This is a genomic window from Moorena sp. SIO4G3 (assembly GCF_010692305.1).
GTDB classification, from domain to species: domain Bacteria; phylum Cyanobacteriota; class Cyanobacteriia; order Cyanobacteriales; family Coleofasciculaceae; genus Moorena; species Moorena producens_A.
The window spans coordinates 50,907-75,499 of the sequence record NZ_JAAHIG010000017.1 but is presented as its reverse complement, the minus strand read 5'-3'; the positions used below and the strand labels follow the sequence as shown (position 1 = coordinate 75,499).

Sequence of the window (24,593 nt, the reverse complement as noted above, 5' to 3'; positions counted from 1 at the left end):
TAAATAACCTTAAACTAAATAAACAATGCGTATTGGCGTTGAAACCTTCACGGTACATAAGCGGTTCCCTTTAACCATCAGTCGTGGCACCACGTCTGAAACCACCAATGTCTGGGTCAGGATCGAACAGGAGGGTATTGAAGCCTGGGGCGAAGGGTCTCCCTTTTCCCTAGGAAAGGCAACTAGGCTCAGCAGTAGCTCGTCAGATCCAGGCACAGATAGTTTCCTGCCCCCCACCCCCCATAAGCAAACTACTGAGATTCTCCTGGAAGCCCTAGAGGTGGTTATCCCGATGCTGGAGGCATTTAGTCCTTGGGAACACCAACAAATTGAACGGGTGTTGGAGGAGGTACAGGTGCCATCAGCGGCTTGGGCGTCCATTGATTTGGCAATACATGACTGGCTAGGGAAGCGGGTGGGATTGCCCCTCTGGCGGCTGTGGGGATTGAACCGCCGCCGAATTGTGCCAATTTCCGCTACGGTAGGCATTAGTGACCCACAAAAGGCCAGGCAACGGGTGCAGGACTGGATTCCCATGACTGGTGCTCATGTACTGAAAATTAAATTAGGTTCCCCGGAGGGGATTGCTGCAGATCAACAGATGCTGCTGGCCATCCGAGATGAGGCACCAGAAGCCGAGTTGAGTGTAGATGCCAATGGGGGTTGGAGTTTGGAGGAAGGGGTAGAGATGTGTAACTGGCTGGCGAGTCAGGGGGTGAGGCATGTGGAACAACCCCTCGCTCCCGGAAAAGAGGTTGATTTACCCGAGTTGTATAAGCAATCCCCTTTACCAATATTTGTGGATGAAAGTTGCAAGACTTGCCAAGATATTCCGCCATTGGCAAACTGTGTCCATGGTATTAACATCAAACTAATGAAATCCGGTGGTTTAACTGAGGCAATACGGATGGTGCATACCGCAAAAGCTTGTGGGTTGCAGGTGATGTTTGGTTGCTATTCTGACAGTACTCTGGCCAATACAGCAGCTTCTCATCTCTCACCAGTGGCAGATTATCTAGATTTAGACAGCCACTTAAACCTAGTAGATGACCCCTTCACAGGGGCAACCCTACAAAATGGGCATTTGATACCGAATAATTTACCAGGACTGGGGGTGAAACGCCGTGAATTTAACCACTAATCGGCGTATTGCGATTCTACTCCATGAAGGGATTTTTGGTTCCAAAGGCAAAACAGGAATGACTCTGTTACGGTACTGCCCAACTGAGATTGTAGTGGTGATTGACCAGCAGTGTGCTGGGGAGTCTTTGTCTAAATTAACTGGAATTCAGGTTAATGTCCCGATTGTAGATTCCGTGTCTGCTGCCCTAGCTTATCAACCGGATATCCTAGCCATTGGTATTGCGCCATCTGGGGGAGCATTACCAGAGCCTTGGTCCGAGGAGGTGAAAGTGGGGGTAGAAGCAGGGTTATCGATTATCAATGGTTTGCATACTCCCATGGCATCTGACCCAGAGTTACAGGAATTACTACAAGACGGTCAGGTAATTTGGGATATTCGTCGGGAACCGAAGGGATTAGGAATAGCAAGTGCTCAAGCGCGATCGCTACCTTGTCGGCGCATCTTGACAGTAGGTACCGATATGGCTGTGGGCAAAATGTCAGCAGCTCTGGAGTTATATTTGTGCGCCCAAGGTCAGGGCATACCATCGAAGTTCCTAGCCACTGGTCAAGCTGGCATTATGATTTCTGGGGATGGCATTCCCTTGGATGGGATTCGGGTAGACTTTGCGGCTGGTGCTGTGGAACAAATGGTACTGCGCTATGGTAATGACCACGAGTTATTGATCGTAGAAGGGCAGGGTTCCCTATTGCATCCTGGTTCCACAGCTACCCTACCCCTAATTCGAGGAACTCAGCCCACGGGATTACTATTGGTGCATCGAGCCGGACAGCAGTCTGTTCGTAATCATGACCATGTGCCGATTCCCCCATTACCCAAAGTGATTGAGCTTTACGAGACCGTTGCTAGTGCTGGTGGGGCATTTGGTCAGGTGAAAGTGATTGCGATCGCACTTAATACTGGCCACTTGGATGATCAAGCTGCCCGGTCGGCCATTGAACAGGTACAAACAGAGACTGGCCTACCTTGTACCGATGCCGTGCGATTTGGAGCAGATGTATTGTTGAAAGCAGCAATGGGTGATCGGGAGTCGGGAGTCGGGAGTCGGGAGTCGGGAGTCGGGAGTCGGGAGTCGGGGTAAGACAACAATTTACTGTACCTTGTCAGTATGATAAACGCTATAAACATGTTTCCCATCTCCCCATCTCCCCATCTCCCCATCTCCCCATCTCCCCATCTCCCCATCTCCCCAGCTCCCCATCTCCCCATCTCCGGATTAATCTTGGCGTACCTGGCATACTGAAAGAAGGGGGCAAGTAGCAACTACTCCCAGGAAATCTTGACCCAGAAAATTCTAAACGTTAATTACGTTAATTGAATCCAATGAAACGTGAATCCAATAGTTCTAATGGGATACCTGAAATTAATTACACAACCTTAGCAATTCTTGGTGGGGTTTTTGTCTTGGGACTGGGAGTTGGTATTGCTTTTAGCTCTGGTGCAACTCTCAACCCAGAAAACGTTGCCTCCCGTGAAGTGATTGACCGCAGCGCACCCAATCCAGAGCTTTGTATTCAGTATGGTGCCAGTGCGATGGTGACGGATATGCAAGTTTTCGTGACTCTCAATCCCTTTAATGTGTATGTAACCCAGCCCAAGATGCGACCTGGGTGTGTTTTACGTCGGAATAACTGGTCAATTCTAGAACAGAGGAGGCTGATCTCATCGGAACAGGTCCGGGAATGCAAAAACAGGATGAATACTTTTGGTTTCACTGGTGTGCTTGAAGGTACACCAGAAATCCGCTGTATCTATCAAAACGATGCAACCGGTAACTTATTCCTTAATCAAGGCGGTGCTAGCGGACCACGAGAAACCGATCAATTTTAAACTTTGTACTGGTGTAAGATATCAGCTTAGCATTAGTATTTTTATCATACCGTTTGCGTCAATTCTTCTCCCCTGCTCCCTGCTCCCTGCTCCCTGTTCCCTTTCCGATTCCCTATTCCCTATTCCCTATTCCCTATTCCCTCCACTATAGATAAGGAAATCAAACAATTTCCTTATCTCGATATCATATATCCTTAATAAGGAGAAGACCAAGAGCGAACTTCGCCTAAAGTCACAGGAATTAAATCACTAACATCAATGGTAAACCGGAAGACTTTCTTAGCTCGACGGTTGTTTTCTGGGTCAAAGAATTTTAACTGCACATCCCAACAATCACTATCCATCCGACAGAAAGGACTGCGCTGAACTACAATACTATCTAATTCCATTCCCGCTGCTACTGCTTCAGAGAACGTTTGAGCTGCTTGGAAAGCGTTTGTTGCCGCAAAATTCAGCGCCCGGTCTTGAGACGTTTGTCCTAAGTTACGGAGATCATAGTAAACCCGGTTGAGGAAACTGCTGAGGCTTTTCCGCATTTGCTCATCATCTGCCTCTGCCTGTTGACCCCGCACCGCTTCCAAAGCAGAAGAAACCAGGGTATTCACCTTCCAACCGTAGATGCCACGAGGACTTACCGGTTCAACCACTGGCACAACTTGCCCAGAGAACAGTTTTACCGTTCGTCCCGTTAACCGTCCAGGGATACTGACCCGTTCAATGTATTCCTCAGAATCTTCTGCTTGTACTTCCCCAGAGAGCAATTCCTGAAATGCAGCATAGACATCTCTGGCAAAGGACCCCGAAGGTTCGAGGGCGTAAATCGGAGTCAATTCCATGTTCAGCGTCCAAATTAAGGACTTGGCTTCCGACAGATTTGCCTCCAGATAGTCCACCATCTGACGGGCATCATAGGGATTTGCTGGCACCTGAGTCCCTTCAATCTCATAAGGTGGCATCAACTGTTTGAACGAGTCGCGCCTTGCTTCGCTGCCAAAGTCGTAACCCAGGGTTCCGATCACATAAATTATATCGCCACCACTGGCTTGAACGGGCTGGCTGGGGGTAATCGCATTTGCAGTAGTGTTGGACATTGCAGAGATATGGTGATTTGATGTGGATACAGAGGTCGCGGTGACCGGGGCTTGTGTAGAGTGAGGTTCAGAAGCAATAACAGCAACCTCAGTCGGTTGGGCAGGGGCTACCGCTGTCTCAGTTGAGGAGGCCGCAACGGCAGGTTTAGCTTCTGTGGGATCAACGGCTGAAGTTACCTCAGCACTCAGTGCCAGTTGGGGGCTGGTTTCTAGTGTTCCGTCACAGCCACAGCCCGATGCTTCAACGGTTGAGAGTTCTTCGGATTCAGACATGGTTTCTCCTGTTAAATCAGTAAACGCCCCAGCAATATTAACCTCACCCACCAAACAACGAGGACGCTGATCGTTTTCCGGTAGGTTACAGGGTAGGGCTGTTTTTAGCAAGGCAGTACGAACTTTTTGGGGGTCAGGTTCTTCACCCCGTTGCCGTTGCAGACTCAGCAAAAGTGCCGCAACTCCACTGACAATGGGGGTGGCAAAGCTGGTGCCACTGAGTCTGACTGTACCACCTCCGGGTTTAGCTCCCAGAATATTCTCTCCCGGAGCCAGAATCCCTTGGTTTTGATAGGTTTGACCCCAATTACTCAGTTCTAGGGGTTGTCCCTGGCCATCCGTGGCTCCAACTGCTAGGACAGCCGGAAGGGCAGCGGGAACGTGTAAACACTCACACCCGTCATTGCCCGCAGCCGCGACAATTAATACATTATTGTCTCGGCACAGACGGACAGCCTGTTGGAGCCAGTCCTCTGCTTCACCATAGTCAGTCAGTTGTCCGCCGCTGATATTGATAATATGCGCTCCGGCATTAACGGCCTGTTCAATGGCACGAGACAAATCCAGTTGGGAGAGGCGGCGACCTTCATCGGCGAACACAGGTATGACTAACCCCTGGCAGTTTGGGGCAATCCCCTGTACAGGAGAACCATGCTGACCCAAAATCAGACTGGCAACATGAGTGCCATGGCTCGACATCCTCCCGCTTGGTTGTGCCTCTCCCTGAACTAACGTTGGCAACCGCTTTAGCCTAGCCCCATCAAAACAAGGATGAGCCTGGTCAACAACCCCATCTAGAACTGCAACAACAATTTGGGAGTCCCCTTTTGTTTTTTCCCAAAGTCCCTGTATTCCTGGGATTTTAGCAATTTCAGACATTGAATCCCAAACTAATTTTGGATTGTTAAGCCATTCGTTAACATACTATGTCCAGTGGTATAGAAAACTGATATAGCCACAAAACTTAATATTTAGGCACTTGCCTGTAAAAAAAATATCAATTAGATTAGGATGGGCAAAGTTATATATAGCAACTTTTAGGGACCTTTGAGGACAAATCTTATGCTTTTAAGGCAATAGGCAATAGGCAATAGGCAATAGGCAATAGGCAATAGGCAATAGGCAATAGGCAATAGGCAATAGGCAATAGGCAATATTCAAGAGGGGTTTAAAGAAATCAGCCTCAAATAAAACTGTACCTCATAACTGCGATAAACGCTATAATCTGGCTCAAAAAACCAAACTGTTTTTGACCACCCTAAAAGCTTCTTGATCACCTCTTACCTCTTGCTTCTTGCCTTTCCCTAAGAGACTATGTTCATACCTCAAATCGAAATGCTATAGTCCAGGGCTATAGTAGGGTGGGCAAAGTTTTATAATCTAGAATACTCAAAAAAACCAAAGTGTTTTTGCCCACCCTACAAGCTATTTCCAACGGCCCAGGGCTATAGTTTTTATTAAGGTTTAACTGGAACAGTCCAGGGGTATAGTAGGGTGGGCAAAGTTCTATAATCTAGAATACTCAAAAAAACCAAAGTGTTTTTGCCCACCCTACAAGCTATTCCCTCGGTTCAGCTCAAATCGAAATGCTATAGTTTTTATTAAGGTTTAACTGGAACAGAAGCTAACATAAATTCCCCGACAGAAGACTCTTCATAGTAGTCAATTCCAGTGGCTTTTTGAAATAGATCAGAATTACCTGCTCCAATTCCGCAGGGAGCTAAATTCATACTGGTGGCAACCAGATAGAAGGTTTGATACATGACTCCAACGTGTTTCAAAATTGCTGCATAGGCCATGGATTGATATTTCCAAAACATTCGTCCGAAGCGGGCGGTAATCACAAATACAACCTGGGGCTGATCATGTTGAGCGCTGGCAAACCAGACATCCTGAACTAATGCTTCCGTTTCTGCGGTCCATGCTGAGACTTGAAACAACACATGGTCTAAGGGGTGATAGTTATATAATCCCTGTTCTAATCCTTGGCAAGCGTTAACCACGGGATAAATTTCCAATTCATAAATCGCACCCCCACCGGGATAGGGACGGTTACTGACCTCTCCCCGTTCTGTATCGAAGAGTTTTTTCACCCTGGCGCAACGGTAGAGAAACTGTCCTAATTGTTCAAGGGTGATCGGGGTTTCGTCATATCGCCGGATCGAACGGCGAGTTTCTAATGCCTGACTCAAGGGCATATCGGTTTGATTGAGTTCCTCTAAGTTTGGTTTTGCCAAGGGAATCACCACATCGCTCATCAATGGCTTCACCCCAGGCAAGGGGTCAATTTTACCGACATAGGGAAATATGCCACCCAAGGGATTATTATGTCTACCGAGGCGACTGCGGGAATGGAACAGTAAATCGTGAAATTCCCAAAACACTAAAGGTGGAGTTGCTTCTTCGCTCTCAACCTCTTCATCTTCTTCAACAGGACTGGCAAAGGATGCAGACAACATCTGAGCCGCAAACAGTAAACTGAGAAACTGTTGGGCAATCTCTTCTGTAATTCCGGGAATTTCCTGACTCAAGCTGGCAGCGGTTTGAGGTTGAGATAACTGACTCACTAAGGCAGGACCCAGCCAGTCGGAAAATTTAATCTTACTTTTGGTAAGGGGAGATTCTAATACCATTTCCCCTTCGACTTGATGGAGATAGGCGAAGCGAGAGAGGGTAAATGCGATGTTCCTTTGGAACCGCTTCGCGAACGCATCCCAATCAATCTCAGGACAATCGAAGTAATAATCCCCTACCATGGGAATAGCGATCGCAAGGGGAGAAAGCTCAGGGGATGAAGGGGGGATAGCGTGACAGATCCAGCCCAGTTCGATCAGACGATTCAGGTAAGCATCGAACTTTTCCCGGACTTGTGTGCCGTCGGTTTCTAGGACTAAGGTTTGAAGTTGCCCGGGGGTGTGGGTTCCCTGTTTCAGAGCATCTAGAGCAGTTTTTAATCCCGGTTCCGGTTGATGAAATGTCAGCTTACGGCTTGAAGATTGGAGCAGAATATTGCCGTCAACAGGGGTGAGGGTGATTTCAGGTTTAAGGGAAACAGTTAAGGATGAGAAAGTCATTCTTCCAGTCAGAAGTCAACAGTAGGCTGCATTTAACATTAACCCAAGGTGACAGCAGATAACGAGAAGAATTATTGCGGATTAGCAATACTTATGATTTAATCTTTACTATGCACTACTACGGTTACAGGTAAGAGACCAAATTTCTTTACAATGTCTTTAGCAATGCAGATGCACATATACTAAATACTGAATTATCTACGCCTCCAATGTGAATTGCCCTGGGAATCTGGAGTGATCAGTCATTTTAGTATAAAATTTTCTCAAAGTCCCTTTATGAGGATAAAAAAATAGTAGGTATTGATTCAAGTGAGGGCAGCCAGCATTCCTTCGGACAGAAACCAATCAAGTCCTAGGAATGCTGTCAAAAAAAACTCTCGGCCTTACAATACCCTTAACACCAGAAGTGCAACACTTATGGCTAAACTATACGTAGCCGATAATTTAGGTAGACTCTAATTTAGTTTGGAGTAAATCATAACAATAATCAGCTAAGGCGTTAGTTCTTTCATTGATTTGCTTAGCTCCCCATTTTTGATAGTTGTTGGCTACAAATTCTCGCGTTAGATGAAACTCTGATTCCTGATAAATTTCTATCTTTTCTTGAAAGGATTTATTACTAGCTTTTTGATTTAACTCCTTTGCTAAAGGAAGTAGATTTCCTATCTTACCAATACAATCATTATTCCTAGACGATTGTGACAAAATATGCTCAAGGCTGATCTCATCTGGTCTTAATTCATTTGTTTCACTTTTGGAAACTTCTATTAACAAGAATATATACTGAATTAGTTTTTTGTTTTTATTAGATTTTAATATTTTTATTTTTTTGAACTTTTCATTAAACAATTCTTGATCAGGAATTCTTTTTTTTAGCTGCTCCTTTAACTCCATAATTGAATCGGTAACATTTTTGTTATTATTAGCTCTAAAAATTGCTCTAGCCGCGTTTGAATAATTTTTATCAATTCCTGAAGGACGCAGAGAACAAACTGCAGTAAAAAGAAAGTGAAATGCTTCAATGAATCCTAAAATATTATTCAGATCACGCAACTTAAGTATTTCTCTTTCTCTAGCTCTAAATAAACTTAATATAAAAGGGCGTTGTTGGCTCACATCAAAAACTTTTAGAGCGTTTAAAGATCTATAAATATCCTTATATTCTTGCTGTTTCCAATCATCCCAATTTGGAGATGCTATTTTTATATATTTTTCAGCATCGCTAATCAAATCATAAATAAACTGACTGGAATCTATTTCATTATTATTCCATCTTTTTCGAAAAGCTTTATATACTTTTTCAGCACTTATATAGGAATATCTTGAAATCCACCAATGTCTAACAAATGTTTCTAAACTACCTACTCCTTCTCGTGAAGAAATCAAGGATTTTAATTCTTCCCATTTTATTTTTGCCGTATGCTCAGGATGCTGTTGATTAAGATTTTTAAAAAGCTTATTCTTAATCAGATCTACAAAACTGAGATTCATACCCCTAGCATTCAAGGTTTCAAAGATTGTATAAGCTTGTTCTTCCTCCTTGACTGTAATAAAAATTACCTTTAGATAGTACAACACTTGCTCTCGAATTTCTTCCAAGAGCCTTTCATAGTTTGAAGTATTATATATATTCAAAGCTTTGAAAAATTTTGTTTTTGCTAAATTTTCTTTAGATAAGTTATAATATAGCTGCTTATAATTTTTCCAAAGTGTTTTTTCTTCTTCTGTTTTTGGTTGATTTTTTTCATTTTTGATTTTTTTGATATTTTGGATGCTGGCTTTAAAAAAAAACTTTGGAATTTCATGCTCTAGTTTAAAATAATATTGATTTTTACTGTTTTTTCCAGCAATGAAAGGTTCATATATTCCTTGAGCTAAATCATCTTTTTCGATTTCAATAAAACGCTCACAGAGGGCAGAGAGAAAAATCGTTAAAGTAGTGAGTCGTTGTTGGCCATCAACAATATTCAATTGTTTGGATTTGTCATCACCAACTAAAACAAGAGCACCAATAAAATGTTCTTCATGGTGAAACTCATGATTGTCTGTAATCTGAATATTCGAGATTATATCTTCCCACAACTCCGTAACTTGCTCTGTTGACCAAGAATATTCTCTCTGAAATCTAGGAACAATATACTTTTTGTTAACTGAAAAAAGTTCATCAATTGTTTTAGTATATGCATGAAGTTCCATAGGTTATGATCTGTAGATTAACTAAAAAACAACATTAATTCATATTGATACAAGCAGCAAAAGCTCTTATAGCAAACTTTTAGGTACGACCCGTGGGGATTTTAATTCTTAATGGGTCAAGGGCACCTTTTCCTTTTGCATTTTCCCTTGCGCTTAGCGCTATACAACCTTAGTATTCCCAAAAAATTATGTCTTAATAACAAAGTGTAAAAGCAGTTTTCCCGATCAATCATCAAGTATCAACCATCAACCATCAAGCTTGCAACCTTTTAATTTCTCCTGCTTGCACTGAAAGAATCTGAGACGAATTCAGCCATTGGGAATCAAAAGCTCCCAAGTGAGTAGTGGTAATTAAAGTCTGAAACCGGTCCTGAATAGCATCCAATAGTAAATTTTGCCGATTCAAGTCTAATTCAGCTAATACATCATCGAGTAACAACAGAGGTGGCTCTCCCACCACCTCTTCAATCAGCTTCAATTCTGCTAACTTGAGCGCTAATACCAACGTTCGCTGTTGACCCTGAGAACCATAGGACTTTGCAGGGGTCTGATTAATGGTAAACTGTACTTCATCCCGGTGAGGACCGACTAGGGTTCTCCCTTGATGAAATTCAGGAAGGGAGTACTGTTGGATTTTCTCTAAAAAAGCCTGCTTGACTAGATCTGGGTCATCTTTGAACAGACTGACATTAGGGGCATAGGTAATATCCAATACCTCTGTCTTGCCACTAATACTAGCGTGCCATGCTTGGGCTAAAGGAGCTAACCGTTTTAGCATTCTGTCTCGACGGCGGGTGACCCGTGAGCCAGCAGTAGCCAGTTGGGCATCCCACAACCCTAGCTCAGCATTGTACTGGTTGGATACCGATGGATCAACTTCCCCTTCTTGTTGAAGTTTACGGATTTTTTTGAGCAAAGCATTGCGCTGTCGCAATACCTGGTTATATTGCTGCAAAATGTAAGCATAAATTGGTTCGAGCTGAGTCAAAATCGAATCGAGCCAGGCGCGACGCCGTTCTGGTGCTCCTCGCACTAGTTCCAAATCTAGGCTAGAAAACTGTACCGCATTCAGAATACCTAAAAAGTCCAACTGCCGACGTAAGGATTCTTGATTGAGAGCAACAGTACGTCGTCCTTGAGTGCGCAAGGTTAATCCTAGTTCTACTGAACCATAGGTTCGTTCTAGAGTAGCCCGAATCTCGGCAATGGGAGTAGTTTCTAAGACCAATTCGCGATCGCGTGCTGACCGATGACTCTTGAGGGTAGAGAGCAACTCTACTGCCTCCAGTAGATTCGATTTCCCCTGAGCATTATTACCCAGCAAAATTGTCTTGGGAGCATCGAAGTTGACCAGGCAATCTCTGTAGTTACGAAACTGTCGCAGGTGTAGGCTCTTAAGGTACATCCATTTAAGGTTACAGGTTGGGGGTTAGCAGGTTAAGAGGTTGAAGGTTAAGAGGTTGAAGGTTAAGAGGTTGAAGGTTAAGAGGTTGAAGGTTAAGAGGTTGAAGGTTAAGAGGTTAAAGGTTAAGAGGTTGAAGGTTAAGAGGTTGAAGGTTAAGAGGTTGAAGGTTAAGAGGTTAAAGGTTAAGAGGTTGTTTGCCCAAGGCATCCCTTGTAGGGTTGGTTAGCTGGTTGAAAGTGAGCAGGTTCTAGGTTAACAAAACTCGCGGAATTCCCCAACCTCGTGCGTTGTAGCTTGGGGATGGATAGCGAGCCAGAGATTTGACTTTACACCTTGACGCCTTAATGTAAAATATATATAATATTAAGCAAGGTCGATTTTGAAGTTACCGTAAGAATAAAGAAGCCTTGTCTTGATGCAGTCGCTCATGGGGGAAACCCCCAAGACCGCGCAAATCACGCTAATCACAAAGATTTAACCAAAGGTGCGCTTGACCTTAGTCTAAAAAAGAGAAGGGAAAAGGTTTCATAACATTAACGTTTCGCCAAAAACCTTTTCCCTGGCTGAAATACCCCCAAAATTGGGGGTATTTAGTAACAATACAGAACAAATCTAGCTATGGCAAGTCGATATATAGCATTTCCAAATGATTTGTAAACAAGGACTACCATTTTTTTATTACCAAAAAAAACTATATACTTGATTAACTCTTGCCTTTTCCTAAGGATTCTGTTCACAACTCAAATAAAAATGCTATAAGTCCATCCTGGGGGGCGACATCCAAGCTAAAATCCATACTGGGTAATAATTTCAGCCCATAAGCTACTTAATCGGTGCTCTTTCCGCATCTAATTATTAAATTCGCCACGGGTCGCACCTGAAAGATACATGGTTTTTTGAGCAGACCTTGGACCACGATACACAACGATCACATCAACCGAGCATTCAACCAACGATTCAACCGAGCATTCAATAGGTACAATCAGGTGTAGGGGAATTTTCAGCAATTTTGCGTTCGCGTAGCGTGGCCTACGGCCAATCGCATCAGCCCACAATAAACCCCTCAATGCTGATGCAGAAATTTTGGCCAGGTTGAAGGTAGCTGAGTATTCCACCGATGAAACCCCTGTGTCAAGCCTTGGGTATAACTCTCGACAACTTACCCGATGATTGCGGACTGCCCAAGGGTAAATCATAGTAATCCATCAGAATTCTTGCCTAGTAACCAATAATACTTAATGATGGTGAATAGTGTCATGGCAAGATCACGTTAATCAATGGGATTAGTCATTAGTACAGTCAATATGAAAGGTGGTGTGGGCAAAACCACCCTCACCGTCAATTTGGCCACTTGCTTAGCCAAAAATCATAATAAGCGGGTTTTGGTGGTCGATTTAGATACCCAAATTAGTGGAACCTTGAGCTTAATGCAGCCCCAAGCATTTGCTAAAGCTAGAAAAGGAAGGCGGACATTAAGTCGGTTAATTGACAAAGTCACTAAACCTAGCTATCGCAGTCGATTAACAATTGAGGATATTATTCAAACTGATAATTGTAATATCAAAGGATTGGATTTATTGCCAGGAGATATTGAGCTTTATGATGAATATGTAGTTTCTGATCTACTCCATAAGCAATCTGTTCAGGAAGGGCAGGTGGAATTTAGTAAGGTTTGGAGCCGCTTTGAAAGTCTATTAATCAAAGGGATATTAGAGCCGATTATCCCTAACTATGACTTTATTATTTTAGATTGCGCTCCTGGGTACAATCTTTTGACTCGCAGTGGCATTGTAGCTAGTGATTTCTATCTGCTACCAGCCAGACCAGAACCTTTATCTATTGTAGGAATTCAACTCCTAGAAAGACGGATTGCCAGGCTCAAAGAAAGTCATCAGCAGGATAGTCCTCTTAACTTGCAGCTGTTGGGGATTATCTTTATTTTGTCAGGCGGAGGACTAATGGGTAGGTACTATAAGCAAGTGATGAGGCGAGTTGATAACGATTTCGATAGTAACCAAATTTTTAAAATTCGTATTCCCATGGATGTTAATGTTGCTAAAGCTGTGGATAGTTTTAGTCCTGTAGTTATCGCTCATCCTAATTCTTCTGGCTCTAAAGCATTCTACAAGTTGACAGAAGAATTTTTGCTTAAGCTTGAGGGGATTAAAACTACCGAACAAATCAGGGATGAATAAATCAGGGATTAGTGTTGAATCTCCAATCCCTGATCTGGCTAATAGTGCTAACCGTCCTTAGCAATCTTTAAATCACCAATAACTTACAAGTTAGTCCACAAGTCACCTCAGAAGTTACCAGCTAAGGCAGCATTACACCGTTCGCAGATGGTAGGATGCTCAGCAATTGTACCTACTTTAGATCCGTAGTTCCAACAGCGATCGCATTTTAAGCCTTCTGCATTGACTACCCCTAGGGCTATAGTTTCTGATTCAGCCCTATAGGCAGCTGCTTGTATGGCTTCTAGGGAATCTACTAATTCTACTTGAGAGGCTAAGAGGAGATAGCGCAATTCATCCACTTGATTTCCACTCAGGCTATCGGAAGGATTCATAGCTTCCAGGCGCTGCTTTAATTGTTGATCTTTAACATAAAGCAAGACCTTAGCATCTAGAGATGAGCCAATCATCTTTTCGGCTCTGGCTTTTTCGAGTACTTTATTTACTTCTGTGCGGATGGTGCGCAAGGTTGACCAGGACGCCGCTAGTTCAGGGTTTTTCCATTGCTCGTCTAATTTGACCCAACCTGACTCAAACACGGATTCATGGGATTTCTGGTAAGGCAGGTATTGCCAGATATCTTCTGCCATGTGACAGAGGACCGGTGCGATCGCTTTAGCTAAATTTTCTACTGCTATTTGTAGCACTGTCTGACAACTGCGCCGCCGTGGTGAGTTGGGAGCACTGATATAGAGTCGATCCTTAGCAATATCCAGATAGAAGTTAGACAGGTCTACTACACAGAAGTTCTGCACACTCTGGAAGAACCGGAAGAATTGATAACTCTCAAACGCTTCAGTTACATCCTCAAATACCTCTGTGATCCGGTGCAGCATGTAGCGGTCTAATTCCGGTAATTCCTGAACAGGCACCCTATGCTCAGCTGGGTCAAAGTCATGAAGGTTGCCTAGCAGGAAACGGGATGTATTGCGAATTTTGCGATACACATCGGCTAGTTGCTTGAGAATACTCTGAGATATTGGAACATCTGAGGAATAGTCTACAGAAGATACCCACAATCGCAGCACATCAGCTCCGTAAGGGGGTTCTTTTTTCTGGTTTTTACCACCCTCGATGATGATAGCTGGTTCCAAGATATTCCCCAAAGACTTACTCATCTTGCGCCCTTGGTCATCTAGAACAAAGCCGTGGGTTAAAACAGTTTTGTAGGGGGCATAGCCATTGCTGGCTACACTGGTGAGTAAGCTGGACTGGAACCAACCCCGGTGTTGGTCTGATCCTTCTAAGTAAATATCCACGGGATAGCGTAATTCCTCCCGTTGCTCGGCCACAGCTGCCCAAGAGGACCCGGAGTCAAACCAGACATCCATGGTATCGTTACCCTTGCGGTAGGTCTTACCATTATTACGATAGGATTCTGGTAACAAATCCTCTACTGATAGTTCCCACCAGGCATCAGAACCTTTCTCAGCTATAATGCCTTGGACATAAGCAATGGTTTCTTCATTAAGCAGGGGTTCGTTAGTTTCTTCGTCGTAGAATACCGGAATTGGTACACCCCAGCTCCGTTGGCGGGAAATGCACCAATCGGAACGATCCGCCACCATCGGGGTAATCCGGTTTTGTCCTTGGGCAGGGATCCATTTTACGGATGCGATCGCATTTATTGCTTCATCCCGGAATCCCTCTACTGAAGCAAACCATTGTTCTGTGGCTCTAAAGATAGTTGGTTTTTTAGTGCGCCAATCGTAAGGATATTTATGAACATAGGGTACCTCTTTCAGCAATGACCCAGCTGTGTTCAGTGCCTCAATGATGGCTGGATTGCCATCCTTAAGTACATTCAACCCAGCAAACTGTCCTGCCTCTGCGGTAAACTTCCCATCCGCATCTACTGGGGAAAGGATAGGTAACCCATAACGCTGACCCACACCATAGTCTTCTTGACCATGACCAGGAGCTGTGTGGACTAAACCTGTCCCGGATTCAGTGGTGATGTAATCCCCACCAATCACAATTTTACTTTCCCGCTCAAATAGGGGATGCTGGTAAGTACAATCCTCCAACGCCTCACCCTTAACAGTCGTTTTTACCGTAAGTGGAGTTTCCAGAGTAGCTGATAGTCTTTCTACCAAATCCGCTGCTACTAATAGGAATTGGGTAGGGTTAGCGTGTGTACCACCTTCCACTACTGCATAGGTCAGTTCTGGATTAACTGCTACTGCCAAATTCCCAGGGATTGTCCAGGGAGTCGTCGTCCAGATCGCAACACCAAGATTTGGCAAAAATGGGTCTAGGATCTCCTTTATCCCTGGCGCTGCCTTAGTCATTGGGAAAGCCGCATAGATACTTGGGGAGGTGTGACCTTCGGGATATTCCAACTCCGCTTCCGCTAGGGCTGTTTTAGAACTGGGACTCCAGTGAACTGGCTTCAGTCCCCTGTAGATGTAGCCCTTCAAGACCATTTGACCAAAGACCCCAATTTGAGCCGCTTCGTACTCTGGGTTTAGAGTCAGGTAAGGATGTTCCCAGTCTCCCCATACCCCATACCGCTGGAAACCTTTGCTTTGTTGCTCTACTGTTTTCAGGGCAAATTTCTTCGCTTTCCGGCGCAGTTTGATCGGAGTGAGCTGTTGACGCTCCTCTAGCTTCATGGCTTGCAAGACTTTCAGCTCAATGGGCAAGCCATGACAATCCCAACCAGGTACATAGCGAACTTTGCGACCTTGCAGCAGTTGGTACTTATTAATGATGTCCTTGAGGACTTTATTGAGGGCGTGACCCATGTGCAGAGAGCCGTTGGCGTAGGGGGGGCCATCATGCAACACGAAAATCTCGCCAGGATTAGTTTGTGACAGACGCTCATAAATAGTTTGCTCTGCCCAAAACTGTTGGAGTTCTGGTTCTCGCTTGATAGCGTTTGCCCGCATATTAAACTCAGTTTTGGGCAGATTGACCGTATCTTTATAGCTTTTGGATGCTGTCACAGTTTAAAGCCGAAATTCTACTAGTAGAGCAGTTTATTAAGAGTTGATTAGATCCATCTAACCCACTTTAACCTGCTGACCGCTGACTGTGTATTGCTGAGTAGTTAGATTCAACATTACAGCAATATTAAACAATCAACGGTCAACAAAGGATGTTAACAAAGGATGTCAACAAAGGATATATGTCTATATATATCTCTTATTATTATGAGCAACAATTTCCCCAACCTTCAACTTTCCTTGGAAGGATTGTCGGATTTTTTAGGAATCGGTTGTTTCGGAGTTGGAGCTGGTGGCGGCTTTTGTGTTGCGCTTGACTTTTATTCCACCTTGGGATTAGGAGGAGGTGGAGCTTTTGCTTCTGGGGCTTTTGCTTCTGGGGCTTTTGCTTCTGGGGCTTTTGCTTCTGGGGCTTTTGCTTCTGGGGCTTTTGCTTCTGGGGCTTTTGCTTCTGGGGCTTTTGCTTCTGGTGTGATCGCTTCTGGTGTGATCGCTTCTGGTGTGATCGCTTCTGGTGCGATCGCTTCTGGTGCGATCGCTTCTGGTTTCTGCTCTGGCTCCTGACTTGACTCTGGCTGTGCGGGAGGTGAGTCTTCCTTAGCCACTGGTACTGGTTGGGGGGTTTCTATTTTAGGGGGAGTCGTTTCAGCCGAATCTAAGGTTTTAGTGTCATCTGTTGTTTCTAAAACCGCTTCTTGGGTAGTCGATGCTACCGTAGTTGCTTCATCGGCTGCAGAGCTTGGTTGGGCAGTTTTGGGATTAGTTTCCTGGGTGGGCGACGCCATGGTTGTATCTGCCGGTACAGCAGGAGTTCGGCCTGAGTCTTGGCGTTTGCCCAAAAGATTGCCAATAAAGCCAGTTACTTTAGGTAGTAGCCCTTTTAATGACTCAATTGGCAGTATTTCTTGAATCTTGGCGATAAATTCAGCTTGACTTGGGATAGGGGTTTGTTGGTCAATCGGTATCAAGGCTCGTCGCAAGGTCAAGGTTTGCCAACCCAACCAGCCTACCAACGATACACCCGCAATTTGACCGATTAAGACGCCGCCAGTAATGCGTCCAGCACAAATCCATAACACTAGAGCGTATAATAATCCCACTCCACTCCAGATAAAGTCATATTTACGATGGACCTCTGGTAAAAAGAAGGCAGCTAGGTAAAAGACTAAGCTACCAAGAGCAATAACCAACGCCAAGAGGTATGCCAGCATTTTCGGAGTACTCCTTACGTGCTTCTCTACTCATCATGAAGCAAAATGTTGCCTCATATACAAATTATCTATCACTTCATCACTCACGTAACCTTCACCACACTCACTCTATCCAGTATAGTTTCGGCTTTCAGTACTCCTGATCTGCTACGGATCACCTGCTAATATCGAGTTGCGCTCAAACGTACAACTTTCTCTTCCACCAATCTCCCTATGTTCCCATCTCCCCATCTGCCCATCTCCATCTGTAGTCCTACGTTAAATAATTGCTATTAGTACCGAATACGGGGGTCAATCAAAGCATTAACAATATCAATGGCAATACTTGCGATTACCACAATAGTGGCAAAAAATACCATAATCCCTTGCACCGTCGGGTAATCCCGCCCAGAAATTGCTTCATACAACCGATTCCCTAACCCTGGCCAAGAGAACGTCACCTCTGTTAACACTGCTCCACCTAACAAAGCAGCTAAGGTCAACCCGAGCACTGTAATCACAGGAATCATGGCATTTTTCAGAGCATGGGCAAAAACAATCCGCCTTTCGTGAATACCTCTAGCTCTGGCCGCTTCTACATAATCAGCCTTGAGAGTTTGCTTCAAGTTTACCCGCACAATCCGTTCAAAGATTCCACTTAACAGCAGCCCTAAGGTAATACTGGGTAAGGCTAAATAATAGATAGCAGTGAAAAACTGAACCAAATTACCACTGAAGAGACTATCTATTGTATATAGACCAGTAAACCCTTCTGGTGTTGCTAGGGTAATGGGATAGCGAGTACCGATGGGAAACCAACCCAACTGAACAGAGAAAATTAACTGCACCACCATTCCCATCCAAAACAGAGGGATGGAGTAAGTAATAATGCCAAATAATCTACCCCCCACATCCCAAACTGTTCCGCTGCGGGATGCCGCTAAAGTACCGACTCCTATACCAACTAAGAATGCTATGGCCATGCCGCATACTGATAGTTCTACGGTGGCGGGGAAATGTTGTTGAATAATCTCCCAGACTTTTTGACCTTGGCTGGTGATTGAGGTACCTAGGTCTAAACGTAGCAAGGATCCTAAGTAGCGAATATACTGCAACCACAACGGGTCGGCTAATCCTAATTGTTGTCGGTATTCTTCTTTAACGCTATCTGGAGCACGATTCCCTAATACAGCATCCACGGGATCTCCTGGGGTAGCTCTGAGCAGAAGAAACACTAGGGTGGTAATTGTCCATAGCATCAGGGGCGCTAGGAGAAGACGGATTATTATGTAGTATTTTAGGGCTTTGGCACGGGACATAAGTATAGCGTTTTTATCTGGGTTGTAAATACACGAATTTCAGCAAAAGGCAAAAGGCAAAAGGCAATAGGCAATAGGCAATAGGCAATAGGCAATAGGCAATAGGCAATAGGCAATAGGCAATAGGCAATAGGCAATAGGCAAAATCTCTATATACTATAAGATATATATTTTGTTAAAATTAAACTACATTTTACAAGACAATGTAACAAGAAAAATAAAATTATTATTTCTCGATTAATTTAGTCGATTTAAATAAGTTTTGGATTACTACAAAGCTGGTTTTTATTAAAATTAGTATAGTTATAATTTAAAGTAAATGCTTGTATATCTTATTTAAATTTAATTAATCATAAATCATCGGTGATCGTAATATTTATTTTTATCAATTTAAATGACTATTTACTATTCACTTTATAGACTAGAATTTATAATTTTTGCAACAGATAAAAAATTATGTGCATCCCTGTTCCCTGTTCCCTGTTCCCTGTTCCCTGTTCCCTGTTCCCTGTTCCCTGTTCCCTATTACAGACTGTTTATTTAGCCAAACCAGTACAGCAGAGCAATTAACAATTATCCCAAGCAAAGGTATAAATTTTCTTTCCATCGGGGTGCGTCGATAGACCAAATTACAGTCATGTTTGGTGTTTGGTTGAGTACTCCCAGCTCATCCACTACAGTTTGACCACGGGTGAGTTCGCTTACTGTTTCTACCTCCACGTAGTATTTACCTTGCCTGGTTATGATGGTTGGGTCGAGAGCCACTGCCATCGCTACAGGATCAGCAAGGGTTAAGCCAGGGGAATGTTGAATTTTAACACTGGCTTCTAAGGCGCTAGTATTGCAGTCTACAGCAAAACGTGATAATTCCGTGCCTAAGTTTTTGATTTGTGCGATCTCATCAGGGAGCAATGCTGCTTGAGCACGGCTTAATTCCCAACCGACCATCGACATGGGCATGCCACTGTGAAAGACAATTTTAGCAGCATCTGGATCTACCCAAATGTTATATTCCGCAGCTGGAGTGACGTTGCCCACAACATTAGCGGCTCCACCCATGATCACGCAACGCTGGACTAGGGAGGCTATTTCTGGGGCACGGAGTAATGCGATCGCAATATTAGTCAGTGGTCCTAAGGTAACTAAGGTGATTTCCCCAGGATTGCTCTTAATAGTATCGATGATCACATCCACACCATGATCTACCTGGGGTTTAGCCTGGGGCTCAGGGTAGTGCATGTTCCCCATACCATCTTCACCATGGAACCCGTGAGCATATTTGCATGGGCGGAGCATCGGTTTAGGGCAGCCAAGGTAGACAGGAGTGGATGCGCCGCACATCTCGAGGGTATAGAGGGCGTTTTTTGCTCCCTGTTCCACAGCTACATTTCCGCTAACTATAGTAATCGCTTCAACCTGGACATCTGGCCAACGATGTGCCATCAGGAGTGCAACGGCATCATCGGAAGCGGTATCGGTATCAATCAGGAATTTCCGCATATCTGAATGTAGCATTTGTTAATGGCATTACTACCGCAACTCTTAATCTCTTCTTTAGCTTGTGAGGGGTTTCGGGAGCTATAAGCCCAGCACCGTAATCTTCGATTCGGTGTCGGGATACATGGACTCCCCAAAACTGTTGAGGCATTCGATGTCCCCAAAACATTTAATTATATAAATAATCTTAACAGTTATCATTCGGCTGGTTTGTGCTAAACTATAGTCTATGACACTAACCATGAACTACACGTACCGAATTTATCCAGATGTCGCTCAACAGCAATTAATGTTGAGTTGGCTAGAAACTTGCAGGCGACTTTATAATCGTTGTCTGCGAGACTTAAAAGACTGGATTAACAGTCGGAAGTGTCCGGTTGATAGGTGTTCAATCAACAGGGAATACATCATGTCTACTGACATTCCGTTTCCTGGATATATAGAACAAAAGCGACAGTTAACGCAGTGGAAAAAAACTGAACCTGACTTGAAAGAAGTACATTCCCAGGTGACGCAAGATGTCGTTAAACGGCTACATAATTCCTGGGAGTATTTCCGACAGAAAGGTCGGGGTTTTCCACGCTTTAAAAAGTCTGGTCGCTACCAATCATTATTATTTCCACAATTCTCAAAAAACCCCATTATTGGGAGTAAAATTAAACTCCCCAAGATCGGGCTTATAGACATTAACTTGCACCGAAAAATCCCTGATGGATTCAAAGTCAAGGGTGTAAGGGTTCTGTCGAGATGTCGAGGAACAAAGTGGTTTGTCGTCATTACAATTCAAGCTAATGTGTCTGTCCCCGATACTCCGTCTTTTGGACGAGCAATCGGGGTTGATGTTGGATTAATTGACTTTCTGGCAACATCAGATGGACTGACAATTCCTAGACCTAAGTTTTTTGTAGACTTACAACGCGAGCTGAAATTGCTGCAACGTAGAACGTCTCGGAAACAGAAGCAATCTAAGAATTGGGAAAAAGCACAAATTAAGGTGGCACGATTACATCACAAAATTGCCAATACTCGGAAAGATTTCCACCTCAAAATAGCCCATCAACTCTGTGACCAAGCCGATTCGATTTTTGTGGAAGACATTGATTACAGAGTGATGGCGAAAGGCTTTTTGGGTAAACATTCTCTAGATGCTGGTTTTGGTCAGTTCCGAGAATTGTTGAAATGGGTGTGCTGGAAACGAGGAAAGTTTTTCGCCACAGTTGATCATAAAGGTACATCTAAGCTCTGTCCTGAATGTGGTGCAGATTGGGATAATAATCTCTCAATTCGTTGGCATACCTGTGATGAATGTGGCTACTCAAACAATAGAGATGTTGCCTCAGCCGAAGTGATTTGTGACCGTGGAATGAATAAGTACCCAAGGACAATTGGGGAACGGAAACTGCCTGCTAATGGCGTACTGTCGGGGGTATTGTGCCTAGATAAGTGCTACGCAGGAAATCTTAACTGTGAGGTTAAGAAGCCCACGGTGTAATTTTTAATTCAGCGTCGGGAGTATGTCACGCAAGAACCCAAAATATCGGGCTAACCTGGGAGTGAATCCACCCTAGACAACTACTACAGCAACACTGGCGGAGATTTTTATGACACAACGGACCTTTGGGGTAATTGGTTTGGCTGTAATGGGGGAAAACCTCGCGCTTAATGTAGAAAGTCGTGGTTTCCCAATCGCAGTATACAACCGGACTGCTGCCAAAACCGAGAAATTTATGGCTGAGCGAGCTCAGGGCAAGGATGTGAAAGCCGCTTATTCCTTGGAAGAGTTTGTTCAAGCTCTAGAGCGACCCCGCAAAATCCTAGTGATGGTGAAAGCAGGGAAGCCAGTTGATGCAGTTATTGAGCAACTCAAACCTCTCCTAGAGCCAGGAGATATGATCATTGATGGTGGCAATTCTCTGTACCAAGATACCGAGCGGCGGACCAAGGATTTAGAAGCCACAGGATTGGGATTTGTTGGCATGGGCGTCAGTGGTGGTGAAGAAGGAGCGCTCAATGGTCCGAGTTTAATGCCTGGTGGTACTTCATCGGCATACAAGGATTTAGAACCAATTTTGGTCAAAATTGCGGCTCAGGTTGATGATGGTCCCTGTGTTACCTACATTGGTCCCGGTGGTGCTGGTCACTACGTTAAGATGGCACACAATGGCATTGAGTATGGCGACATGCAACTAATTGCTGAAGCCTACGATGTACTGAAAAATGCCTTGGGACTAGATCACAAGCAGCTACATGAGGTATTTGCTGAATGGAACACCACTGATGAGCTAAATTCCTTTTTGATTGAAATTACAGCAGATATCTTCAAATACATTGATCCAGAAACGAATGGACCGTTAGTGGAGATGATTCTTGATGCTGCTGGACAAAAGGGCACTGGACGGTGGACTGTAGTTAGTTCCCTAGAACTAGGGGTGTCAATTCCTACCATCTACGCTGCAGTCAATGCTCGTGTCATTTCCTCTTTCAAGGATCAGCGGGTAGCAGCAGCTAAGGAAATCACTGGTCCTGTGGGCAAGTATGATGGCGATGTCAAAGCATTTATTACCAAAGTCCGGGATGCTCTCTATTGCTCTAAGATGTGTTCCTATGCTCAGGGGATGGCACTCTTGAGTCGGGCATCGGAAGAGTTTAACTATAATCTGAACTTGAGTGAAGTTGCCCGGATTTGGAAAGGAGGTTGTATCATTCGAGCTGGCTTCTTGGATAAGATTAAGAATGCCTTCAACCAAAATCCCCAACTCCCCAATCTGTTGTTAGCTCCTGAATTTAAGCAAACCATTTTGGATCGTCAGGATGGTTGGCGAGAAGTGCTAGCGGTATCAAACAAATTAGGGATTCCAGTCCCTGCTTTTAGTGCATCCCTAGATTACTTCGACAGTTACCGACGCGATCGCTTACCCCAAAACCTGACCCAAGCCCAGCGCGACTACTTTGGTGCTCATACCTACGAGCGGCTGGATAAACCCAGGGGTGAGTTCTTCCACACCGATTGGATGGGATTGAGTTCATAAGGGTAGTATAGCGTTTTTAAGTTTTGTGAGGTACAGATTTCCTGGTTTTAGGGAACAGGGAAAAAATTCTGTGTAGCTCATTAGGCTAAAAACCGCTAGTATACCTTATTACTGATTGAGGGGCAAAGCATTTGGGCGACCATGATTTCTTTTGATTTTATCAGGTCATATACCCGATGCTTTGCCTTAGCAACTAATCAAAAAATAGTTGAGTGAAGCAAGATTCATAGCGCTACATTACTTGGCCAAAAGGCCACGCTACGCGAACGTAATTTTAATTTATAAACACCATTACAGCAATTGCTATCACAGCACAAAATAGACAATTTTTAAATCTAATTTAGATCCTTTTCCCCTGAGATAGATGAATCAAAGGTTAGGTTTAGACAAAGCTCAGTTGCATTGTTAAGTTGCATTGTTAATAAGAATAAAACTATAGAGAACATAGAGCAATTTAGAACGAAAATTATTCTATGTATTAAGCAAGCACAGCCTTGGCCAAAAGGCCACGCTACGCGAACAGTGATAGAAGCTTATCCGCCACAAGCCTAATGAATTCTGATGGCTGCTTCTTCTCCCGATGTTTCAGAGGAAAAACTAGAAGCGATGCAGCGCCGACCTGCGTGGGTTTCGCCCACTCGCGCTTTGCATGGCTGACAGCGATTGATCAACAAGCTCAACTAATTGGAGCTATTACCACATTATTACACTTAGGACTTACGCAAATCCCTCAATTTAACTCTACCTGTAGGGTGGGCAAGGTTTTGCCCACCCTACCCATGGATTCTGTGCGTAAGTCCTGAAATAGTTAAATAGCCGCAAACGCAAACCCAGCAGCACTGGACAAAAGCAAAAACCAAAGCAGCAGCTGAAAATTCATAATCTCAGTACTTTTCCCCAGCTGCTGCTAATGGGTATCCGTAATTTCTGCGTTCCCGTAGCGGCTCCTTGGCCAAAAGGCCACGCTACGCGCACATGAGCATCGGTTTTTTCAAAGGTGCTTTGCTTCCCTGTAAAACCAACAAAGGAGTTAATCGTGACATACTCCCACACTGACTCTTTGAGTGAGCGTGTGGGCTTCTTACCAACTCCACCCAACGGTTCGGATACTCGGTAAGCTTTATTAACGACACGGGATGCCCCTCCGCGCCGGAACAATACAATAAGTTATATTTTTGATTAGTAGGTGGCTGAAAAACCAGCATTTAAGGCCTTTGGCCACGCTTCGCGAACGGCTTTGTTTATCAGTACATATATTATAGCAATTTTATAATACCCTGTGCAAAAGAAGCCCCACACCTAATGCTACGCATTAGGTGTGGGGCTTCTTTTGCCGGACAGCTAAGTTCAGAATTGTCCAATC

The 24,593-nt window shown here is 44.1% G+C and carries 18 protein-coding genes; 6 read left to right on the top strand and 12 right to left on the bottom strand.

The genetic code is table 11. The features are described from left to right. Positions 1–25: 25 nt before the first annotated feature. The 3 genes from F6J99_RS05590 to F6J99_RS05580 all read left to right on the top strand — a co-directional run bounded on the left by F6J99_RS05590 (position 26) and on the right by F6J99_RS05580 (position 2,974). Positions 26–1,141 carry a dipeptide epimerase gene (locus tag F6J99_RS05590; RefSeq protein WP_293112067.1) on the top strand — a complete coding sequence of 372 codons (1,116 nt, stop codon included), beginning with the start codon at positions 26–28 and terminating at the stop codon, positions 1,139–1,141. Beyond that, positions 1,125–2,225 (top strand): DUF1611 domain-containing protein, encoded by a 1,101-nt coding sequence (locus F6J99_RS05585; RefSeq protein WP_293112066.1) that lies wholly within the window; start codon positions 1,125–1,127, stop codon positions 2,223–2,225. Before F6J99_RS05590 ends, F6J99_RS05585 begins: the two co-directional genes overlap by 17 nt. 242 nt (positions 2,226–2,467) lie before the next feature. After that, positions 2,468–2,974, top strand: coding sequence for a DUF3172 domain-containing protein (locus F6J99_RS05580; RefSeq protein WP_070393607.1), 507 nt, complete (start codon positions 2,468–2,470; stop codon positions 2,972–2,974). A gap of 194 nt (positions 2,975–3,168) precedes the next feature. Here F6J99_RS05580 and F6J99_RS05575 read toward each other — a convergent pair whose 3' ends face one another. The 6 genes from F6J99_RS05575 to F6J99_RS05550 form a co-directional block, all read right to left on the bottom strand. After that, the gene (locus F6J99_RS05575; RefSeq protein ID WP_293112065.1) at positions 3,169–5,217 is read right to left on the bottom strand and encodes a PatA/PatG family cyanobactin maturation protease; all 2,049 of its coding nucleotides are present in this window, start codon (positions 5,215–5,217) and stop codon (positions 3,169–3,171) included. A 722-nt stretch (positions 5,218–5,939) separates the two neighbouring features. Beyond that, on the bottom strand, positions 5,940–7,412 hold the full coding sequence (locus tag F6J99_RS05570; RefSeq protein WP_293112064.1) for a SagB family peptide dehydrogenase: 1,473 nt from the start codon (positions 7,410–7,412) through the stop codon (positions 5,940–5,942). Between the two features lie 444 nt (positions 7,413–7,856). Continuing rightward, the gene (locus F6J99_RS05565) at positions 7,857–9,608 is read right to left on the bottom strand and encodes a DUF262 domain-containing HNH endonuclease family protein (RefSeq protein ID WP_293112063.1); all 1,752 of its coding nucleotides are present in this window, start codon (positions 9,606–9,608) and stop codon (positions 7,857–7,859) included. 253 nt (positions 9,609–9,861) lie between these two features. Then, positions 9,862–11,013: a DNA replication/repair protein RecF gene (gene recF / locus F6J99_RS05560; protein ID WP_293112062.1), complete on the bottom strand. Its 1,152-nt coding sequence runs from the start codon at positions 11,011–11,013 to the stop codon at positions 9,862–9,864. A gap of 24 nt (positions 11,014–11,037) precedes the next feature. Then, positions 11,038–11,220 carry a hypothetical protein gene (locus tag F6J99_RS05555; RefSeq protein WP_293112061.1) on the bottom strand — a complete coding sequence of 61 codons (183 nt, stop codon included), beginning with the start codon at positions 11,218–11,220 and terminating at the stop codon, positions 11,038–11,040. A 641-nt stretch (positions 11,221–11,861) separates the two neighbouring features. Next, positions 11,862–12,209, bottom strand: coding sequence for a hypothetical protein (locus F6J99_RS05550; protein WP_293112060.1), 348 nt, complete (start codon positions 12,207–12,209; stop codon positions 11,862–11,864). An 81-nt stretch (positions 12,210–12,290) separates the two neighbouring features. Here F6J99_RS05550 and F6J99_RS05545 point away from each other — a divergent pair, with 81 nt between their 5' ends. Beyond that, positions 12,291–13,208 carry a ParA family protein gene (locus F6J99_RS05545; RefSeq protein ID WP_293112059.1) on the top strand — a complete coding sequence of 306 codons (918 nt, stop codon included), beginning with the start codon at positions 12,291–12,293 and terminating at the stop codon, positions 13,206–13,208. A 107-nt stretch (positions 13,209–13,315) separates the two neighbouring features. Here the strand turns inward: F6J99_RS05545 and ileS are convergent, their stop codons facing one another. The 5 genes from ileS to F6J99_RS05520 all read right to left on the bottom strand — a co-directional run bounded on the left by ileS (position 13,316) and on the right by F6J99_RS05520 (position 20,352). Beyond that, positions 13,316–16,195, bottom strand: a complete 2,880-nt coding sequence (ileS, locus tag F6J99_RS05540; protein WP_293112058.1) for an isoleucine--tRNA ligase — start codon at positions 16,193–16,195, stop codon at positions 13,316–13,318. A gap of 320 nt (positions 16,196–16,515) precedes the next feature. Next, positions 16,516–17,406 (bottom strand): Ycf66 family protein, encoded by an 891-nt coding sequence (locus tag F6J99_RS05535; protein WP_293112057.1) that lies wholly within the window; start codon positions 17,404–17,406, stop codon positions 16,516–16,518. A gap of 272 nt (positions 17,407–17,678) precedes the next feature. Then, positions 17,679–18,704 carry an ABC transporter permease gene (locus F6J99_RS05530; protein ID WP_293112056.1) on the bottom strand — a complete coding sequence of 342 codons (1,026 nt, stop codon included), beginning with the start codon at positions 18,702–18,704 and terminating at the stop codon, positions 17,679–17,681. 573 nt (positions 18,705–19,277) lie between these two features. Next, entirely contained in the window at positions 19,278–20,219 is a 942-nt protein-coding gene (locus F6J99_RS05525) for a nucleoside hydrolase (RefSeq protein WP_293112055.1), read from the bottom strand. Next, positions 20,185–20,352 carry a hypothetical protein gene (locus F6J99_RS05520; RefSeq protein ID WP_293112054.1) on the bottom strand — a complete coding sequence of 56 codons (168 nt, stop codon included), beginning with the start codon at positions 20,350–20,352 and terminating at the stop codon, positions 20,185–20,187. Before F6J99_RS05520 ends, F6J99_RS05525 begins: the two co-directional genes overlap by 35 nt. A 90-nt stretch (positions 20,353–20,442) precedes the next feature. Between F6J99_RS05520 and F6J99_RS05515 the strand changes: the two genes are divergently transcribed. Both F6J99_RS05515 and gnd read left to right on the top strand, forming a co-directional pair. Continuing rightward, positions 20,443–21,693, top strand: coding sequence for a transposase (locus F6J99_RS05515; RefSeq protein WP_293112053.1), 1,251 nt, complete (start codon positions 20,443–20,445; stop codon positions 21,691–21,693). 109 nt (positions 21,694–21,802) lie between these two features. Continuing rightward, on the top strand, positions 21,803–23,230 hold the full coding sequence (gene gnd, locus F6J99_RS05510) for a decarboxylating NADP(+)-dependent phosphogluconate dehydrogenase (protein WP_293112052.1): 1,428 nt from the start codon (positions 21,803–21,805) through the stop codon (positions 23,228–23,230). An 876-nt stretch (positions 23,231–24,106) separates the two neighbouring features. Here gnd and F6J99_RS05505 read toward each other — a convergent pair. Continuing rightward, positions 24,107–24,388, bottom strand: a complete 282-nt coding sequence (locus F6J99_RS05505; protein WP_293112051.1) for a hypothetical protein — start codon at positions 24,386–24,388, stop codon at positions 24,107–24,109. Between the last annotated feature and the right edge of the window lie 205 nt (positions 24,389–24,593).

Bases quoted from the DNA above. Each gene is read 5' to 3' on its own strand.
- F6J99_RS05590 (WP_293112067.1), top strand. From the start codon at position 26: ATGCGTATTGGCGTTGAAACCTTCACGGTACATAAGCGGTTCCCTTTA.
- F6J99_RS05580 (WP_070393607.1), top strand. From the start codon at position 2,468: ATGAAACGTGAATCCAATAGTTCTAATGGGATACCTGAAATTAATTAC.
- F6J99_RS05575 (WP_293112065.1), bottom strand. From the start codon at position 5,217: ATGTCTGAAATTGCTAAAATCCCAGGAATACAGGGACTTTGGGAAAAA.
- F6J99_RS05570 (WP_293112064.1), bottom strand. From the start codon at position 7,412: ATGACTTTCTCATCCTTAACTGTTTCCCTTAAACCTGAAATCACCCTC.
- F6J99_RS05565 (WP_293112063.1), bottom strand. From the start codon at position 9,608: ATGGAACTTCATGCATATACTAAAACAATTGATGAACTTTTTTCAGTT.
- recF (WP_293112062.1), bottom strand. From the start codon at position 11,013: ATGTACCTTAAGAGCCTACACCTGCGACAGTTTCGTAACTACAGAGAT.
- F6J99_RS05555 (WP_293112061.1), bottom strand. From the start codon at position 11,220: ATGCCTTGGGCAAACAACCTCTTAACCTTTAACCTCTTAACCTTCAAC.
- F6J99_RS05550 (WP_293112060.1), bottom strand. From the start codon at position 12,209: ATGATTTACCCTTGGGCAGTCCGCAATCATCGGGTAAGTTGTCGAGAG.
- F6J99_RS05545 (WP_293112059.1), top strand. From the start codon at position 12,291: ATGGGATTAGTCATTAGTACAGTCAATATGAAAGGTGGTGTGGGCAAA.
- F6J99_RS05535 (WP_293112057.1), bottom strand. From the start codon at position 17,406: ATGCTGGCATACCTCTTGGCGTTGGTTATTGCTCTTGGTAGCTTAGTC.
- F6J99_RS05530 (WP_293112056.1), bottom strand. From the start codon at position 18,704: ATGTCCCGTGCCAAAGCCCTAAAATACTACATAATAATCCGTCTTCTC.
- F6J99_RS05525 (WP_293112055.1), bottom strand. From the start codon at position 20,219: ATGCTACATTCAGATATGCGGAAATTCCTGATTGATACCGATACCGCT.
- F6J99_RS05520 (WP_293112054.1), bottom strand. From the start codon at position 20,352: ATGCCTCAACAGTTTTGGGGAGTCCATGTATCCCGACACCGAATCGAA.
- F6J99_RS05515 (WP_293112053.1), top strand. From the start codon at position 20,443: ATGAACTACACGTACCGAATTTATCCAGATGTCGCTCAACAGCAATTA.
- gnd (WP_293112052.1), top strand. From the start codon at position 21,803: ATGACACAACGGACCTTTGGGGTAATTGGTTTGGCTGTAATGGGGGAA.